Origin of the sequence: Neobacillus niacini (genome assembly GCF_031457145.1) — a bacterium.
Classification (GTDB): Bacteria; Bacillota; Bacilli; order Bacillales; family Cytobacillaceae; genus Neobacillus; species Neobacillus niacini_J.
Window position 1 is genome coordinate 67381 of the sequence record NZ_JAVDVZ010000010.1, and the last position, 16690, is coordinate 84070.

The following is a 16690-nucleotide window of genomic DNA, read 5'->3' on the forward strand; positions in this document are numbered from 1 at the left end:
AAAAAGAACAGTTTTGTGTCCCTTTACGTGAATTTTATCACATACTTTTTTCCTCATACACAAAATAAAAATGTTAAAGCAGAGGAAGATAAGTACAAGTATATTACTCAAAATATAATAAAAAGGTGGAAGTGATCACTTTGAGAAAGAAAAAAATAGTTATTGTTGGTGCGGGGTATGGCGGGCTTATGACAACTGTACGGTTGCAAAAGCTTGTTGGAGTGAATGAAGCTGATATTGTATTAATTAATAAAAATGATTACCATTATGAAACAACTTGGCTGCATGAGGCTTCTGCAGGCACACTTCATCATGACCGTGTACGTTATGACATTCGTGGTGTAATTGATAGTAGTAAAGTTGATTTTGTACAGGATACAGTGGTTGAAATTAATAAAGATGAGAAAAAGGTAATTTTAGAAAAAGGCGAGGTTGAGTATGACTACCTTGTGATTGCACTTGGTGGTGAATCAGAAACCTTCGGAATTAAAGGTTTAAAAGAGTATGCATTTGGAATCACCAATGTTAACTCTTCACGTCAATTACGAGAGCATATTGAATACCAATTTGCTACGTACAATATGGAAGAAGAAAAAAATGATAACCGCTTATCAATTGTTGTAGGTGGTGCCGGATTTACAGGAATTGAATTTCTAGGTGAATTAACAAACCGTATTCCAGAGCTTTGCCATGAATATGATGTTGATTTCCACAAAGTGAAATTAACTTGTGTGGAGGCAGCACCAACGGTTTTACCTGGATTTGACCCGGAACTTGTAAACTATGCAGTTTCACAATTGGAACGTAAAGGGGTAGAATTCTTAATTGGTACTGCCATTAAGGAATGCACACCTGAAGGAGTTCTTGTTGCGAAGGGTGAAGATGAACCAAGGATGATTAACGCTGAAACGGTTGTTTGGGCAGCGGGTATACGTGGAAATTCCATTATTGAAAAATCTGGTTTTGAAGCGATGAGAGGTCGTGTCAAAGTACAGCCAGACCTTCGTGTGCCAGGCTTTGATGACGTGTTTATTATTGGTGACAGCTCTCTTGTTATTAACGAAGAAATCAACCGTCCTTATCCACCAACTGCACAAATTGCCATGCAACAAGGTGAATTAGTTGCTCGCAACATAGCAGCATTAATCCGCAATAAAGCTGATCTTGAGACTTTTACGTTTGATAATAAAGGAACTGTTTGCTCACTTGGTGAAGACGATGCGATTGGTGTTGTATTCGGTAAGAAGGTAACAGGTGCAAAAGCATCCTTCATGAAAAAGGTAGTCGACAATCGTTCACTATTCATGATTGGCGGAGCTGGACTTGTATTGAAAAAGGGTAAATTTAACGTTTTTTAAATAGTAAATTAAAAAAGGGCAGAGAAATCTGTCCTTTTTTTGTTACAATTTACATAAATAGTTTGACGAGGGGGGTTCTTATGAGCAATCAAGAAAAAAGGGGCAAGGTATGGTTAGCGGTTAGTGGGTTAGTTAAATCACCTGAGGGGCATTGGCTGGTTGTAAAAAAGCGATATGGCGGACTGAAAGGGAAATGGTCACTTCCAGCTGGTTTTGTAGATGTGGGAGAAACGGCTGATGAGGCTGTGATTAGGGAAGTTAAAGAAGAAACAGGAATTGATTGCACTGTAAAAGGCTTAATTGGACTTAGAACGGGTGTTATTTCGGAAGAAATTAGTGATAATTTGCTCGTATTTTTATTAGAACCACTGGAAGAAAGAGTTATTAAGCATCAGGATAATGAGCTATATGAGGCAAAATTTATTGCACCTGATGAACTCCTTCAAGAAAAAGATGCTTCTATTTTGCTTCATTACCTAATTAATCTAGATAAAACGGTGACCATACCTGGTTATGATGGTCTAAACCCTGGAGATCAGTTTAAGTATAGCGCTTATAAAATATTTTTTTAATATTTAGAAAATTTAAGTGACGGTTAGGAAATGAAAGAAAATTTAGGATGTATCCGTTTTTTTAACCCATTTTGATTGAATATCGTCCTTTTCATTTTGTGAGATTCTTGATATATTATCAGAAAATTTAAATAATATTTCAAGGAGATGATTTGGATGAAAGCGACTAGCTTGGATACTAAAACCTGTGATTATTGTTCAGGTACCGGGTATTTTCAATTACTGCTTGGGGGTTCTGAAACATGTACCTGCTGCGAGGGATCAGGAAAGAAACAAGAACAGTAGTCATTAGTGGTTCTGATATCCACTAGAGCACGCTTCCACGAGAAACTTCGGGAAGCTATTTTTTTGCGGTTTTTCCAATCAATTTGAACTACAAAAGGGTTTGTAAGGATTGACTCCCGATTGGACAAACAGTAAAATTATGATTGATGTGTAAAGGGGGTATTTTCATGCAAATGAGCATTGTTGTTTTAATCATATCCATCTTGTTATTCTTTGTGTTATTTTTTGGTATTGGTTTTATTCTAAATATGCTTTTAAGAATGTCTTGGATCATGGCAATTATTTATCCAATCATTGCTATATTTATTGTTGATAAAGTAAAGTTTATTGAATACCTTACAAATAGTAAAGTGGCATTTCAAGAGCTTGGCCAAAAGTTAGGATCATTAGCTACGGCTGATATTCTCATATTGCTTAGCGGGCTGGCTGGAGCGATTGCAGCTGGTGTTACAATAAAAATGTTACGAAAAAATGGATATCAAATGTTTTAAGATTCTTTACCAGGGTTAAGTCGGTTTCGACTTAACCTCAGGTAAAGGTCTTTTTTTTGTTCGTTTTTACTCCTTTTTGAATATTTCCGTGCAAGTTAGGAAATGAATATTTTGGGAGGAGTGAAAAATTTTAATGAATAAAACGCAAAATTGGATAAAACGTTTTACGATGACTTTGCTTTTTTTACTTGCCTTATCCGTGACCTTTCAAGCGATTACAGGTATTAATCTAAATTTCTTCATTAAACAAGTGCTACAGATGGAGGTACATGCTGCATCAAGCCAAACAGTCAATGAGACCCCTCCACCATTAGAGGAAGCCTTTGATTGGTCAAAATATCCGAAAACAACTGTAATAGCAACAGGGTATACAGCGGGTTTTGAATCGACAGGAAAAAATGAAAGTCATCCTGAGTATGGAATTACCTATTCTGGTGTAAAAGTAAAACGAGACTTATATTCTACAGTAGCAGCGGATTTATCGGTTTTTCCGATTGGAACCATTCTTTTTATACCCGAATATGGCTACGGGGTTGTTGCTGATAAAGGCGGCGCTATTAAGGGAAATAAAGTCGACCTTTATTATGAAACGGTTGAGGATGTTTATAATAAGTGGGGGAAAAAGGAAATCGATGTATATATCATTGAACAAGGAAAAGGAAAACTGACCGAAGCGGAGTTACAGGCATTAAATGAAGACAAAACCATGCAGGTATTCCGTCAGCAGTATATTTCTTCTGAGAGAAAATAGTGCAGGCCTAGAGCCTGCTATTTTTATTGTTGAAAAGTAGGAATTACTTAGTAAGTCGAAATATATTCATTTTTCCGATATAATATATAGGTAATTAACACGGAGGTGGAAAGACGATGTTTGATGTTAAGAATGAAATTGACTATTCAGAAGCTCATGAAGGCTTGATTATTGGACTTTTTGATAAACCTGAGAAGTTTAGCGGACAATTAGAGAAGCTGGATGAACAATTCGATGGTCAATTAACAGAGCTTGTCAAAGCCGGTGATATTTCAGCCAAGTTAAAAAATATTAGTAAAGTACATAGTTTCGGTAAGATAGCTGCAAAAAGAATTTGGTTTGTCGGTCTTGGAAAAGAAAAAGACTTTAGCTTCGAAAAGCTGAGTGAGGCTTTAGGAAAGGCGTATAAAGCTTTAAAAGCTAGCAAGCTTCAAGAAATTGCTATTCTTTTAGATACCTTTACTACAGAGTCCGTGAATGGACTAGAAGCGGCACATGCAATTAGTGAATCATTTGCTTTAGCCACCTATCAATTCCAAGGATACAAGCAAAAGTCAAATGAACCGGAGAAGAAGATTGAAAATATTACCATCTTTAGTGAGAGTATGGATAAAGAGGAAATTCAGGCTTCTTTAACGGTGGGCCTAGCCTTTGGAAACGGGACCAACTCTGCGCGTACATTGGTAAATATCCCAGGTAACCTGCTGACAGCAAAGGACATGGCAGATTATGCACAGAAGCTTGCTTCCAAATATGACTTTGAAGTAGAAATACTTGATAAAGAAGAGATTGAGAAGTTGGGAATGGGCGCATTCCTTGCTGTTAACCAAGGATCAACCGAGCCGCCTAAGATGATTGTGTTAAAATATCAAGGTAAAGAACAATGGGTGGACGTCATTGGATTAGTTGGAAAAGGAATTACCTTCGATACTGGCGGTTATTCCATCAAAACCAAAGCAGGCATTGTAGGGATGAAGACCGACATGGGCGGAGCTGCTGCAGTTCTGGGAGCAATGGAAATTATCGGTGAATTAAAACCTGAACAAAACGTTGTTGCGGTTATTCCTTCCACTGATAATATGATTTCAGGTAATGCTTTTAAGCCAGATGACGTGATTACCTCCATGAGTGGGAAGACGATTGAAGTGTTAAATACAGATGCGGAAGGCAGACTTGTTTTAGCCGACGCTGTAACCTATGCTAAGCACCATGGTGCAGAATATTTAGTGGATGTGGCAACATTAACTGGAGGGGTTATAACAGCACTAGGATTACACACCACAGGTGCAATGACGAATCATGAAACTTTATACGAACAAGTTCTAGAAGCATCGATGGAAGCAGGTGAGCCAATGTGGCAATTACCATTGTTCGAGAAAGAAAAAGAACGGGTAAGAAATAGTAAAGTGGCTGATTTAAATAATTCTCCTGGAAGTGAAGGGCATGCGATCGTGGCCGGTGCTTTTATTGGTGAATTTGCAGAAGGTACTCCTTGGGTGCACTTAGATATTGCAGGAACTTCTACTACTTCTAAGGAACACGATCTAGGTCCTGCAGGCGCAACAGGTGTTATGACCAGGACACTAGCTTTATTCGTTGAACGTTTTGAACCAATCGTAAAATAAAAACATAAAACCTTATTTGATCCATGAATTGGATTTCTAAGAGGTAAAGTAAAGCACACGAATTTAACATTTCGTGTGCTGTTTGATTTCGTAACTTTGGTGGGGTATCGGCTAATGAAACTAATAAATGGTCTTGAGGACAAAACTACGAAAGGTAACTAATAGATTTGTCCTCAAGAAGGGGTATTGAGGACAAATCCACGAAAGGCAACAAATAGATTTGTCCTCAATAAAGGGTCTTGAGGACAAAACCACGAAAGGCAACTAACAGATTTGTCCTCAAGAAGGGGTATTGGAGACAAAACCACGAAAGGCAACAAATAGATTTGTCCTCAATAAAGGGTCTTGAGGACAAAACCACGAAAGGCGACAAATAGATTTGTCTTCAAGAAGGGGTCTTAAGGACAAAACACGTATGGCGATAAATAGCTTTGTCCTTTAGCTCAAGACCCTAAAGAATAATAGTAATGGGCTCTTGTTTCGAACACCAAGTTTATATATCACAAATGACAAACGGGCGCTTCCTCATTTCTGGTTGCCCAACCCATCTCCTCTCTTTTTGCATATGTAATAGTGTAGGCAAGTATAGTGAAAAAGGAGGTTTATTATATGTATCATTATCGAAGCCCCTATCCCGCTCGTAATCAAAGATTTATTGGTTTTGGATTTGGATTGCCATTTCTAGGTGGTTTGGTTGGCGGGCTATTTGGCGGGCTATTAGGAAGTGCTCTTTTTTATCCTCAGCCATTTTATGGATATCCACCTCCATTCAATGGGAACCAATTTTATGGAAACCAATTCTATGGCAATAAATTTTATGGTTACCCTGGATTCGGGTCCCCTGGTTTTTATTAAGATGTTTAAAAACAGCTTTCGAGGCTGTTTTTTCTTTTTATAAAATTAAAGGAAATACGCTATAGAAAGAGAATATACAGATACATAAATGGAAATCGAAAGGAAGAATTGAATGATAAAAAATACATTAATTGAGGCGTTAGGTATTGAAATAACCCATTTAGAACCTGGCAAAGTCATCGCAACAATGCCTGTCGACGAAAGAACACGCCAGCCATTTGGTTTGTTACATGGGGGTGCTTCTGTTGCCTTGGCAGAAACAGTCGCAAGTATTGGTGCATTTGAATTGGTCGATAAAGAAACAGAAGGCGCTGCTGGTTTAGAAATAAACGCTAACCATGTCCGCGCTGTCACCGAAGGAACGGTAACAGCGGTAGGGACAATCCTGCATCAGGGGAAAACAACCATGGTTTGGGATATCAAAATAACCGATGAACAAGACCGTCTCATTTGTATTTCAAGGTGCACAATGGCAGTTATAAAACGGAAAAAGTAATTTTTGAAAAAGATGGGATTATTCCATCTTTTTTTAAGTAAATTGATAAAATATTTAAAAAATTTATGTTAATTTCGTGATATAATGTAAGAAATATAGAGAATTAGTACAATACTTTGTACAGGTTTCTTTATATAATGGTAGTAAGAAAATGGTTGGAAAAGGTGGTGAAAGAATGAAGGAAAAGAGACAAACTATCTTTATTGATTTTGAATTTACAATGCCTGAACGAAATGTCCGAATGAAAGAATTTTACGCAGAAATTATCGAGGTTGGACTCGTTGCAGTTGTTGATGATCAAATTACAGAGCAATTCTCATCCTATGTAACACCACTTAAATTCCCAATTCTATCTGAACGCTGTAAATCATTCTTACATATTTCACAGCAGCAGGTTGACCAGGGGATTTCATTTTATGAACTCATTCGCAAGTTAGGAGAATTCAATAATCAGTATGAAACTACCATCGTCACTTGGGGTAATATGGATATGAAGGTTCTTCGTCACAATTGTTTACAAGCTGGTGTGTCATTTCCTTTTAAAGCCACTGAATTGGATTTATCTATGGAATATAAACGGTTTTTTGGCGATCAAAATCAAACAGGATTATGGAAAGCTGTTCAGGAATATGGAAAAGAAGGAACAGGAAGGCATCATAGGGCGCTAGATGACGCGCTGACTACCTACAATATATTCAGACTGGTTGAAAAGGATAAACGCTATTTAGAAAAACCTAAACCAACTACAATTGGTGACCGCATTGATTTTTCAAAACTATTAAATGAATTCGCATAAAAGGCCAAATCATTCAATCTGATTTGGCCTTTTATGATTTATTTAAAATAATCCTTTTCTAGAGAAGCAATGCTTTTTAAGCTCATATCAGCCCAAGGGGTTGCAGTCTCAGTTAATTCATTTTTCATTTTATCAACTGCTTGTTTTAGTGAATCGAGATAGTCAGGCACTTCGTCCTTAAAAGGCTTTACCATTTGCTTTGGGATATTGGCTTGCTCTCGATAGGAAAGAGCCTTTCTTTCATGGAAAATTAGTACCTCTGCTTCCTTTGGATGATGTAAATCACCTTGCATTGGATGCTTAACAACCGCTAACACTCTGACTAAGTAATGCTGCGGACGAACTTCGGTAACTTCCCCAATATATTTCCCCGTTTTATAAATTCCGGTAACTATTTCGCCAATCGGTAATTCTGACATCAAGTTTCCTCCTCCATTCCTATCCTTATATTATTATATAAAAAAACAAGATGCAAAAAACAAAAATATCGGTTAAATTAATAAAATGGAGGGATGTTAAATGAGAAAGATTTTGCAATTTGTGTTCGTATTGCTAATGGGAGTTATTGTCTTATCAGGATGTGGGACAAGCAAGGAGAAAGAGGAAGCAGCTCCTAAGAGTACTGCTCCAACAACTGAGGAAAAGGAAGGGAACGATCAAGTGGCAAACGCAGTTTATCCTCAACTTTCAAATGAAGTTTCTGTAAATGAAAAGCTCGTTGAAATAGAAACAACAATGGGGAATATAAAAATTAAATTATTTCCAGAATATGCTCCAAAAGCAGTAGAAAATTTTGTGAAGCATAGCGAGGAAGGTTATTATGATGGGCTAATTTTTCACCGTGTAATCAATGACTTCATGCTTCAGGGCGGTGACCCGAATGGTGATGGAACCGGTGGAGAAAGTATTTATGGAAAGCCATTTGAGGATGAATTCTCAGATAATCTTTATAATTTACGCGGTGCCTTATCAATGGCTAATTCAGGATCAAATACGAATGGCAGTCAGTTCTTTATCGTGCAGAAAAAATCAGTAGATCCAGCAATGAAATCCGAAATGGAGAAAGCGGGATTTCCAAATGAAATTATTGAAGCCTATGAAGACAGGGGAGGCACACCTTGGCTTGATCAGCGCCATACGGTTTTCGGACAGGTACTAGAGGGAATGGATGTTGTTGATAAAATTGCTGAGACTCCTGTCGACGCTAAGGACAAACCAGAAGAAGATGTGATTATTAAAGATATTAAGGTATTGCAGTAACCTTCAAAAATCAATTAATGGCAGGAAACTTTTTTTGTTGCTATAATTAATCATTAGTGATATTCCTTTAAAGAAAAGGAGAAAATGATGTTTCAGCCATTTGTATTATCGTTATTTTTATATTTCCCTGAAGATAAATCTGAGTACGGACCAGCTGCTATCACGTTTATTATCTTTATGATTGGTGCCATACTAACGATGCGGTTTATTATCAAGGTCTCAAAGAAGGAAGCTAAAAAAGCAAAAGAACTCGAAGAAAAATTAATGTCTCAACAGCATAGTCCGGGAAACAGTGAACATTAGGCTGTTTCTTTTTTTACATAAAGTGTTCGCCCCAAGTTGATACTATGACAAAATGTCTATCTTAGGGGGATACTTATGAAAAGAGTTTGGATGATTTTTCCGTTTATCCTGCTCAGCGGTTGTTTCGAAAAGGAAATTACAAAACTTGATGTTAAAATGTTAAATGATAAGGGAGATTCTCTTGGAACCGTCACCATGCAAGAGGTGTCCAGTGGAGTAAAAATGTATGTGAAATTATACGAGCTTCCTCCAGGAGAGCATGCCATTCACATTCATGATAAAGGTCAATGTAAAGCTCCGGATTTTAAATCAGCGGGTAAACATTTAAATCCCGATGATAAAAAGCATGGTCTTTTGCATCCAAAGGGCTCGCATGCAGGCGACCTTCCTAATTTAATTGTTAAAGGTGACGGTTCGGTAAAAGCAGAATTAATAGCCGGAAATGTAACATTAAAAGAAGGTGTGAAAAAGTCACTATTTACAAAAGAGGGAACAACCATTGTCATTAATGCACAAAAAGATGATGGTATGACCCAGCCTGACGGAAATTCTAGTGCTAGGATTGCATGCGGTGAAATCTCCAAGGATAAAAAGAAATAAGGGCGATTAGTATCACCGAATACTAGGCTTTCTCTTAGGTGAGACAGCCTTTTTTGTATGAGAAAGTATTATCCTAAGGCATTTATCTAAGCGTATCCCAATAGTCATGCATACACTAGCAAATAGACTGGAGGGAGGCGATAATAATGGCAAAAAGACAGTATTTTGGAGGCTATCCACACCAGGGTTACCCGCAAATGGGGGGCTATCCACATCAGGGCTATCCGCAAATGGGAGGCTACCATCACCAGGGCTATCCGCAAATGGGAGGCTACCATCACCAGGGCTATCCGCAAATGGGAGGCCACCATCACCAGGGCTATCCGCAAATGGGAGGCCACCATCACCAGTGCTATCCGCAAATGGGAGGCTACCAGCACGGATACCCGCAAATGGGAGGCCACCAGCAGGGCTATCCACAAATGGGAGGACATGGTCAGCGGAAAAAATAAATAGAAAAATTAGTCGAAACATGCCTGTTTCTTCATAATTGAGGAGACAGGCTTTTTTAAAAAAATAATCTAGGAGCCATTCACGCATGATAAATAAACTATTTTATCAAGACCCTTACATAAAAGAATTCACAGCAAAACTAGTTACACAAGGAAAAGATGAGCATGGAAATGACTATATTGTATTGAATCAAACAGCATTTTATCCAACAGGCGGCGGCCAGCCCCATGATGTGGGTACAATTGGAAACATTAGAGTACTAAATGTCGAAGAAGTTGAAGGGGAAATCCGCCACTATCTCGAAAGCGAAATAGATGATTTAAAGCTTTCAGTGCAAGGTATGATCGATTGGGATAGAAGATTCGATCATATGCAGCAGCACATTGGACAGCATATTCTTTCTGCTGCCTTTGATAACCTTTTTGACTACAAGACGGTGGGCTTCCATTTAGGCAATGAAATTCTAACCATTGATTTAGAGACAGAAAGTCTAACAGAAACAGAGGCTGAAAAGGCTGAACAACTGGCTAACCAAATAGTTATAGAGAATAGGGTTATTGAAGTGAAATGGGTAACTGAAGAGGAATTATCTCGCTATCCTTTGAGAAAAGAAACAAAAGTGAAAGAGGATATAAGGCTAGTAATCATTCCGGACTTTGATTATAACGGCTGTGGCGGAACACATCCGAAAGCCACCGGGGAAGTACAGGCAATAAAAATATTGGACTGGGAAAAGCAAAAGAAAAAGACTCGTGTACAATTTGTTTGTGGAAGTAGAGTGATTAAGCAGCTAAGTCAAAAAAACAAGGTGCTTAATGAACTAACGAAACTTCTTAATTCACCTGAAAAAGATATGGGGAAAAGTGTTATTCGCCTTCTAGAGTCTAGTAAAAACACAGAGAAAGAACTGGAACAAACATTAGAAAAAATCCTTTATTTTGAGGCTAGAGACTTGCTGAAAAATTCTATAGAAAAAAATATTGTTAGTGAAGTGTTTCAAGACAGAACTGTGCAAGAACTACAGAAATTAGCCCGAATTGTCCTAACTAAAGATGAAAATGCTATCGTGTTATTTGTTTCTCAAAACGAGAATAGGTTACAGCTAGTTTGTGCAAGAGGCTCATCAGAAAAGGTAAGTATGAAAGGGATAGTAGGGGATGCCTTAACTATGATTAATGGTAAGGGCGGAGGCAGTGATTCTTTTGCACAAGGAGGCGGAGATGCCTTAATATCGGCGGACCAAATGCTGCAACATTTATTAGAGAAAATTCAAGGTAAATAAAAATAATAGAAGGCATAAGTAGTATAATAAGTAAAAGGCTAGAAAAGGTGGTGGAATTATGGGATTTTTTGATGGTATGATGGGCAATGCGGCAGAGGTAAACCCTTCTGAAGCACAAAGGGAATTCGCTAGAATCCTTGCTGTGAATGAAAGAATTGAAAAAGCGTATAAATTAATTAGAGATTTATTTATTTTTACTAATAAACGGCTAATTCTGGTGGACAAGCAGGGATTAACAGGAAAGAAAGTGGAGTATCATTCAATACCTTATAAAAGTATCACACATTTTAGTATTGAGACTGCAGGAAGCTTTGATTTGGATGCTGAATTAAAAATCTGGATATCAGGTAATGCACTCCCACTGCAAAAACAATTTAATAAGAACTTAAATATTTATGAACTCCAAACTGTGCTTGCAGAATATGTTCTGAAATAGTAAAGCGGGAGAGGAGTGAGTGATATGGAAAGTGAAATGAAAACGAATCTGCAATTTGTAGATGTGTTAAACGAATGGGATCCTTTTAATATAAAAAACGGCAATTATGACACTGAAATTGCCGATACCATTCAAGCCATACATGAGTTAGACCAACCAGAAGATTTAGCCACAAGAATTCAAAGCATCTATGAATTTTCTTTTGAAAAGACCATACCAATGATTCAATGCTTAACAGTGGCAAAGCAGCTTCTAGCCATCAAGGATAACGACTCCTGTACCATTTAAAACGACAGTCGGGCTTAAGGATATCTTAAGCCGCTGTCGTTTTTTAGGCTAAGAATTGCTTAATATGCTGGAATACATCCTCAGGTCGTTCTTCTGGAACTAAATGACCAGTTTCCCTTAAAATAACCAGTTCAGACCTTCCTAAATCTTGTTTCAAACGCTCTCCGACTGACAGTGGGACAACCTTGTCATACTCCCCCCAAATTAATAAACATGGATGAGCAATTTGGCTGAGTGCTCCAGTTGGGAGATCACCTTCATGGTCACGAATCATTCTTGTTAAGGCCAGAAAAATTTCATCCTTTAAAAAAGGCTGTAAATAACCAAATAGCATTTCGTCACTTATTAAGGAATGGTCATGAACGACATTCTGAAGATTTTGCACTACACCTGACCGGGCCAGCCAAAACTTAACATATAAATGGAAATATGGAATATAACTTCCGATGATTAAAGGTATTTTTGAACGTTTTGAATAGGACGAACTGCAAAGCAGAACGGCCTTTTCGGCAATATCCGGCTGTATATGCAGGATATTAAGGACAATTTGCCCGCCCATTGAATGGCCAATAAGTGTGATTTCCTGTAAACCAAGTGAATGAACTAACTGGATAACCGTTTGAGCAAGATTCCTGTATGAATAAACAAATTTGTTACTCTTCCCACTCTTCCCAAATGGAGGTAGGTCAATGGAAACAACTTGATATTCTTTGTTTAAATAAGGGATTAACCGTCGATAGCTAAAGGTGGAGGAAAGAAATCCATGAAGAAGTACTAGCGTCTTTTGAGAATTAGGGTTTGGATAAAATTCATAGTAAATATTGATATCATTCACTAGCTGATGACGATAAAAAACTTTCTCTTCCACGTAGGTAACCCACCTTCTGTTTATATGTTGGTTATCATAATTTCTCCAGTAAACACTTATTTCACACTTACTATTAAATTTTTTTCCAAAAAAAAGAGGACATACCAATTTGGATGTCCACTTCAAAAAAGGGGGGAATACTAGAAAGCTTATAAGTTAATGATTTCCTTTTATCGATTATTTTATACAGACTTTACAAAAATTTATTATGTTTATCAAGTTGGTCTGATGATAGTTCAGAAGCAGGGATATCAAGAGCGGTAGATAATTTTAGAAGTGTTTGACTGCTTGGGATTTGTTCGCCGGATTCATATTTATCGATAGTATGAATCCCTACTCTAATTTTTTGTGCAAGCTCCTCTTTTGTCATCTTTAAATGTTCCCGATACGTTTTGATTGTACTTCCAATCGTGTTCATACGGATCACCTCTCCTACTCAGACATTATCTCACTTTATTTTAACATAAATTTCTTTTTTCTAGGAAAAATCCTAGTTGAACATTATGTTAACGATTTCAATTTCCTCGTTAGGAAAACCTTTTTTGATTAAATGTTTACAATGTGCTATAATTTCTTATTGCGTATATAGAAGATAAAATAACTTATTTCTTAGGAGTGTTTTCATGACAGAAAAGATCGAAACTGGAAGTGTCGTAACAGGTAAAGTAACAGGAATTCAACCTTATGGTGCGTTCATAGCATTAGACGAAAATACACAGGGTCTTGTGCATATTTCAGAAATTACACATGGTTATGTAAAGGATATAAATGAGCATCTTAAAGTTGGAGATGAAGTGCAGGTAAAAGTATTATCAATTGATGAAAATGCTGGGAAAATTGGTTTATCTATCCGAGCAACGGAAGAAGCACCTGTTCAACAGGCTGTTGCTAAACCAAAGAAACCTCGTAAGCGTCAAGCAGCTGCGATTGTACCTGAAGTTGATGGACAACAAGGCTTTAACACATTAAAAGATAAGCTTCAAGAGTGGATTGACCAATCTCAGCGTGAAGACTTAATTAAGAAGTAATAAAAGATGAAAAGGTCAGAACCAAGCAATTATTTGCTGGGACTGGGCCTTTTTTTCTTTTAAAAAAGTTTTTTCTTTATCCATTCATTCTTTTTGCCGCCTCGGCTACAATAGGTATATACATAACTCACAGTTTTAAAGGGGGGAAAAGGATTTATGGCAGCCGAAAAGAGAACAGAGGAATTAATTGAACAAACCGAGAAATATGGGGCACATAATTATCATCCACTAGCTATTGTTATTTCACGTGCTGAAGGAGTTTGGGTAGAGGACCCTGAGGGCAATAAATATATGGATATGTTAAGTGCATATTCTGCAGTAAACCAGGGCCACCGCCATCCAAAAATCATTCAGGCATTAAAAGATCAAGCAGATAAGGTCACGTTAACTTCTCGTGCTTTCCATAATGACCAATTAGGTCCATGGTATGAAAAGATTTGCAAATTAACGAAAAAAGAAATGGCACTTCCCATGAATACAGGTGCTGAGGCAGTCGAAACAGCAATTAAAGCAGCACGTCGTTGGTCTTATGATATAAAGGGTGTTGCAGAAAACCAGGCGGAAATTATTGCTTGTGTAGGTAATTTCCATGGGAGAACGATGACGGCGGTTTCCTTGTCATCTGAGGCGGAATATAAACGTGGTTTCGGACCAATGCTTCCGGGAATAAAACTTATTCCTTATGGAGATTTAGAAGCCTTAAAATCGGCCATATCTGCCAATACTGCAGCATTTTTAATCGAACCCATTCAAGGAGAGGCTGGAATTGTTATTCCTCCTGAAGGATTTATGAAAGAGGCTTTCACCCTTTGTAAGGAAAACAATGTTCTCTTTATTGCAGATGAAATCCAAGCTGGTTTGGCTCGTACGGGAAAGATGTTTGCATGTGAGTGGGAAGGTATTGAGCCAGATATGTACATACTAGGTAAAGCGCTTGGTGGAGGTGTTTTTCCCATCTCATGTGTTGTGGCAAATAATAATATTTTAGGTGTTTTCAATCCAGGATCACACGGTTCTACTTTCGGAGGAAATCCACTGGCATGTGCGGTATCGATCGCAGCTTTGGATGTGCTGATTGATGAAAAGCTCGCTGATCAATCTTTGGAATTAGGTGGATATTTTGTAAGCAAATTAAAAGAAATTCGTAATCCAAGGATCAAGGAAATACGAGGCCGTGGATTGTTTATCGGAGTAGAATTAACGGAGCCGGCTCGTAAATATTGTGAGGAATTAAAGGAACAAGGGCTATTATGTAAGGAAACACATGATACGGTGATTCGTTTCGCTCCTCCTCTGATTATCAGTAAAGCTGAATTGGATTGGGCTATTGAACGTATTAAAAAAGTGCTAAGCTAAATGAAAAAACTTGAGGTGCCAAAATGGGGAAGAACGATGTAACAAAATATGTAAGTGAGAATGATAAAGAGAAAGAGTCCTTAAATCTACTTACTTCAGCGCAGACTGTTATTCATGATGCGTTAAATAGACTTGGACTTCCAGAAGCAGCGTTTGAACTATTGAAAGAACCATTGAGAACGCTGCATGTCAGGATTCCCGTTCGGATGGATGATGGTTCTGTCAAAACTTTTAGCGGCTTTAGGGTACAACATAATGATTCCGTAGGACCGACGATTGGTGGTGTTCGTTTTCATCCCAAGGTAAATGACGATGAAATAAAGGCATTCGCCATGTGGATGAGCATGAAATGTGGAATTGCAGATATTCCTTTTGGTGGAGGAAAGGGAGGTATTATTTGTAATCCCCGGGCCCTTTCATTTAGTGAACTTGAACGCTTAAGCCGAGGATACGTTCGCTCCATAAGTCAAATTGTCGGTCCAACCAAAGATATCCCGGCACCGGATATGTATACAAATTCTCAGATTATGGCTTGGATGATGGATGAGTACAACCGACACCGAAAATTCGACTCTCCTGGCTTTATAACAGGAAAGCCGCTGGTCCTTGGTGGCTCAGAAGGCAGAGAAGAAGCAGGGGCATTGGGAGCAGCTATTTGCATTGAAGAAGCTGCAAAAATACGAGGACTTCGGATTAAGGGAGCGCGTATCATTATTCAGGGTTTTGGCAATGCTGGCAGTTACATTGCAAAATTTATGCATAGATCGGGAGCAATCATTGTTGGGATTTCTGACGTATATGGTGCTCTTTACAACCCGGATGGTCTAAACATTGAGTATTTACTTAGTCGCCTCGACAGTTTTGGAACAGTTACAACCCTATTTGACGGAACGATTACCAATGAGGAATTGCTTGAACAAGACTGTGATATTCTTGTACCTGCGGCGATTTCAAATCAAATTACCGCTAAGAATGCTCATAATATTAGAGCCTCAATTATTGTGGAGGCAGCAAACGGTCCCACAACAATAGAGGGGACAAAAATACTTTCTGAACGCGGTATATTCCTTGTTCCCGATGTTTTGGCGGGATCTGGGGGAGTTACAGTTTCTTATTTTGAATGGGTTCAAAATAAGCAAGGGTATTATTGGGATGAAGATGAGGTAAAAAATAAATTACACGAAAAAATGATTCGTGCGTTTCACCAGGTATACGAAACATCTAAAAGCAAAAATGTAAATATGCGTATCGCCGCCTATATGGTGGGGGTAAGAAAAATGGTAGAAGCCTCAGAATTTAGGGGTTGGATATAAAAAATCCTTGCAAAATTACTTGCAAGGATTTTTTATATTCCTTTAACGACGACTAGTTTCCGGTTCTCTTACATAGGATTCATTAGGCTTGAAAAGAAGACCAAGATTTATAAGTCCAGCTATTCCAACTAAGCCATATATTATTCTTGATAGTGCTGTATTATCACCGAAAATGGCTGAAACTAAATTAAATCCAAAAAAACCAATTAATCCCCAATTAATAGCACCGATGATGGTAAGAATTAGAGCAATTCTTTGAATTGTACTCAAAATA

General features: G+C 37.9%; 23 protein-coding genes. 18 read left to right on the forward strand and 5 right to left on the reverse strand.

What is annotated here, in order from left to right; all coding sequences use genetic code 11:
• Window positions 1–140: 140 nt before the first annotated feature.
• The 9 genes from J2Y03_RS20350 (at window position 141) to kapD (ending at window position 7229) form a co-directional block, all read left to right on the forward strand.
• Window positions 141–1358, forward strand: a complete 1218-nt coding sequence (locus J2Y03_RS20350; protein WP_310197494.1) for an NAD(P)/FAD-dependent oxidoreductase — start codon at window positions 141–143, stop codon at window positions 1356–1358.
• Between the two features lie 80 nt (window positions 1359–1438).
• Complete coding sequence (locus tag J2Y03_RS20355) at window positions 1439–1930, forward strand: NUDIX domain-containing protein (protein WP_132095966.1); 492 nt, start codon at window positions 1439–1441, stop codon at window positions 1928–1930.
• 156 nt (window positions 1931–2086) lie between these two features.
• A complete protein-coding gene (locus J2Y03_RS20360; RefSeq protein ID WP_310197498.1) occupies window positions 2087–2215 on the forward strand; it encodes a YuiA family protein in 129 nt (42 codons plus the stop codon).
• Between the two features lie 167 nt (window positions 2216–2382).
• A complete protein-coding gene (locus J2Y03_RS20365) occupies window positions 2383–2706 on the forward strand; it encodes a YuiB family protein (RefSeq protein WP_132095968.1) in 324 nt (107 codons plus the stop codon).
• A 133-nt stretch (window positions 2707–2839) separates the two neighbouring features.
• Window positions 2840–3457, forward strand: a complete 618-nt coding sequence (locus J2Y03_RS20370) for a 3D domain-containing protein (protein WP_310197500.1) — start codon at window positions 2840–2842, stop codon at window positions 3455–3457.
• Between the two features lie 116 nt (window positions 3458–3573).
• Complete coding sequence (locus tag J2Y03_RS20375; protein ID WP_310197503.1) at window positions 3574–5082, forward strand: leucyl aminopeptidase; 1509 nt, start codon at window positions 3574–3576, stop codon at window positions 5080–5082.
• A 609-nt stretch (window positions 5083–5691) separates the two neighbouring features.
• Window positions 5692–5937 (forward strand): hypothetical protein, encoded by a 246-nt coding sequence (locus tag J2Y03_RS20380; protein ID WP_310197506.1) that lies wholly within the window; start codon window positions 5692–5694, stop codon window positions 5935–5937.
• Window positions 5938–6049: 112 nt separating this feature from the next.
• Window positions 6050–6433: a hotdog fold thioesterase gene (locus J2Y03_RS20385; RefSeq protein WP_310197509.1), complete on the forward strand. Its 384-nt coding sequence runs from the start codon at window positions 6050–6052 to the stop codon at window positions 6431–6433.
• A gap of 175 nt (window positions 6434–6608) precedes the next feature.
• Window positions 6609–7229 carry a 3'-5' exonuclease KapD gene (gene kapD / locus J2Y03_RS20390; RefSeq protein ID WP_310197511.1) on the forward strand — a complete coding sequence of 207 codons (621 nt, stop codon included), beginning with the start codon at window positions 6609–6611 and terminating at the stop codon, window positions 7227–7229.
• A 38-nt stretch (window positions 7230–7267) separates the two neighbouring features.
• On the opposite strand, the gene kapB is transcribed toward kapD, so the two are convergent.
• On the reverse strand, window positions 7268–7648 hold the full coding sequence (kapB, locus tag J2Y03_RS20395; protein ID WP_132095980.1) for a kinase-associated lipoprotein KapB: 381 nt from the start codon (window positions 7646–7648) through the stop codon (window positions 7268–7270).
• 100 nt (window positions 7649–7748) lie between these two features.
• On the opposite strand from kapB, the gene J2Y03_RS20400 reads away from it, so the two are divergent.
• The 3 genes from J2Y03_RS20400 (at window position 7749) to J2Y03_RS20410 (ending at window position 9392) form a co-directional block, all read left to right on the forward strand.
• Window positions 7749–8489, forward strand: coding sequence for a peptidylprolyl isomerase (locus tag J2Y03_RS20400; RefSeq protein ID WP_310197513.1), 741 nt, complete (start codon window positions 7749–7751; stop codon window positions 8487–8489).
• Between the two features lie 87 nt (window positions 8490–8576).
• The gene (locus J2Y03_RS20405; RefSeq protein ID WP_310197516.1) at window positions 8577–8792 is read left to right on the forward strand and encodes a hypothetical protein; all 216 of its coding nucleotides are present in this window, start codon (window positions 8577–8579) and stop codon (window positions 8790–8792) included.
• Window positions 8793–8867: 75 nt separating this feature from the next.
• The gene (locus tag J2Y03_RS20410) at window positions 8868–9392 is read left to right on the forward strand and encodes a superoxide dismutase family protein (protein WP_310197520.1); all 525 of its coding nucleotides are present in this window, start codon (window positions 8868–8870) and stop codon (window positions 9390–9392) included.
• 12 nt (window positions 9393–9404) lie between these two features.
• Here the strand turns inward: J2Y03_RS20410 and J2Y03_RS20415 are convergent, their stop codons facing one another.
• Window positions 9405–9932 carry a hypothetical protein gene (locus tag J2Y03_RS20415; protein ID WP_310197523.1) on the reverse strand — a complete coding sequence of 176 codons (528 nt, stop codon included), beginning with the start codon at window positions 9930–9932 and terminating at the stop codon, window positions 9405–9407.
• Here J2Y03_RS20415 and J2Y03_RS20420 point away from each other — a divergent pair.
• Genes J2Y03_RS20420 through J2Y03_RS20430 form a run of 3 tightly spaced genes read left to right on the forward strand, consistent with a single transcriptional unit; the run spans window position 9931 to window position 11851 of the window.
• A complete protein-coding gene (locus tag J2Y03_RS20420; RefSeq protein ID WP_310197525.1) occupies window positions 9931–11127 on the forward strand; it encodes an alanyl-tRNA editing protein in 1197 nt (398 codons plus the stop codon). The two genes, J2Y03_RS20415 and J2Y03_RS20420, sit on opposite strands and share 2 nt — an antisense overlap.
• 58 nt (window positions 11128–11185) lie before the next feature.
• A complete protein-coding gene (locus J2Y03_RS20425) occupies window positions 11186–11563 on the forward strand; it encodes a PH domain-containing protein (RefSeq protein WP_132095987.1) in 378 nt (125 codons plus the stop codon).
• A 24-nt stretch (window positions 11564–11587) separates the two neighbouring features.
• Window positions 11588–11851, forward strand: coding sequence for a DUF1871 family protein (locus J2Y03_RS20430; protein WP_310197528.1), 264 nt, complete (start codon window positions 11588–11590; stop codon window positions 11849–11851).
• Between the two features lie 43 nt (window positions 11852–11894).
• On the opposite strand, the gene J2Y03_RS20435 is transcribed toward J2Y03_RS20430, so the two are convergent.
• Window positions 11895–12719 carry an alpha/beta fold hydrolase gene (locus J2Y03_RS20435; protein WP_310197531.1) on the reverse strand — a complete coding sequence of 275 codons (825 nt, stop codon included), beginning with the start codon at window positions 12717–12719 and terminating at the stop codon, window positions 11895–11897.
• Between the two features lie 193 nt (window positions 12720–12912).
• Complete coding sequence (locus J2Y03_RS20440) at window positions 12913–13137, reverse strand: helix-turn-helix domain-containing protein (protein WP_132095993.1); 225 nt, start codon at window positions 13135–13137, stop codon at window positions 12913–12915.
• 205 nt (window positions 13138–13342) lie between these two features.
• Here J2Y03_RS20440 and yugI point away from each other — a divergent pair, with 205 nt between their 5' ends.
• The 3 genes from yugI (at window position 13343) to J2Y03_RS20455 (ending at window position 16416) form a co-directional block, all read left to right on the forward strand.
• The gene (gene yugI / locus J2Y03_RS20445; protein ID WP_132095995.1) at window positions 13343–13747 is read left to right on the forward strand and encodes a S1 domain-containing post-transcriptional regulator GSP13; all 405 of its coding nucleotides are present in this window, start codon (window positions 13343–13345) and stop codon (window positions 13745–13747) included.
• Between the two features lie 156 nt (window positions 13748–13903).
• A complete protein-coding gene (locus tag J2Y03_RS20450; protein WP_310197536.1) occupies window positions 13904–15103 on the forward strand; it encodes an ornithine--oxo-acid transaminase in 1200 nt (399 codons plus the stop codon).
• Window positions 15104–15126: 23 nt separating this feature from the next.
• Complete coding sequence (locus J2Y03_RS20455) at window positions 15127–16416, forward strand: Glu/Leu/Phe/Val family dehydrogenase (protein WP_310197539.1); 1290 nt, start codon at window positions 15127–15129, stop codon at window positions 16414–16416.
• Between the two features lie 42 nt (window positions 16417–16458).
• Here J2Y03_RS20455 and J2Y03_RS20460 read toward each other — a convergent pair whose 3' ends face one another.
• A complete protein-coding gene (locus J2Y03_RS20460) occupies window positions 16459–16686 on the reverse strand; it encodes a DUF378 domain-containing protein (RefSeq protein ID WP_132096001.1) in 228 nt (75 codons plus the stop codon).
• Window positions 16687–16690: the final 4 nt, after the last annotated feature.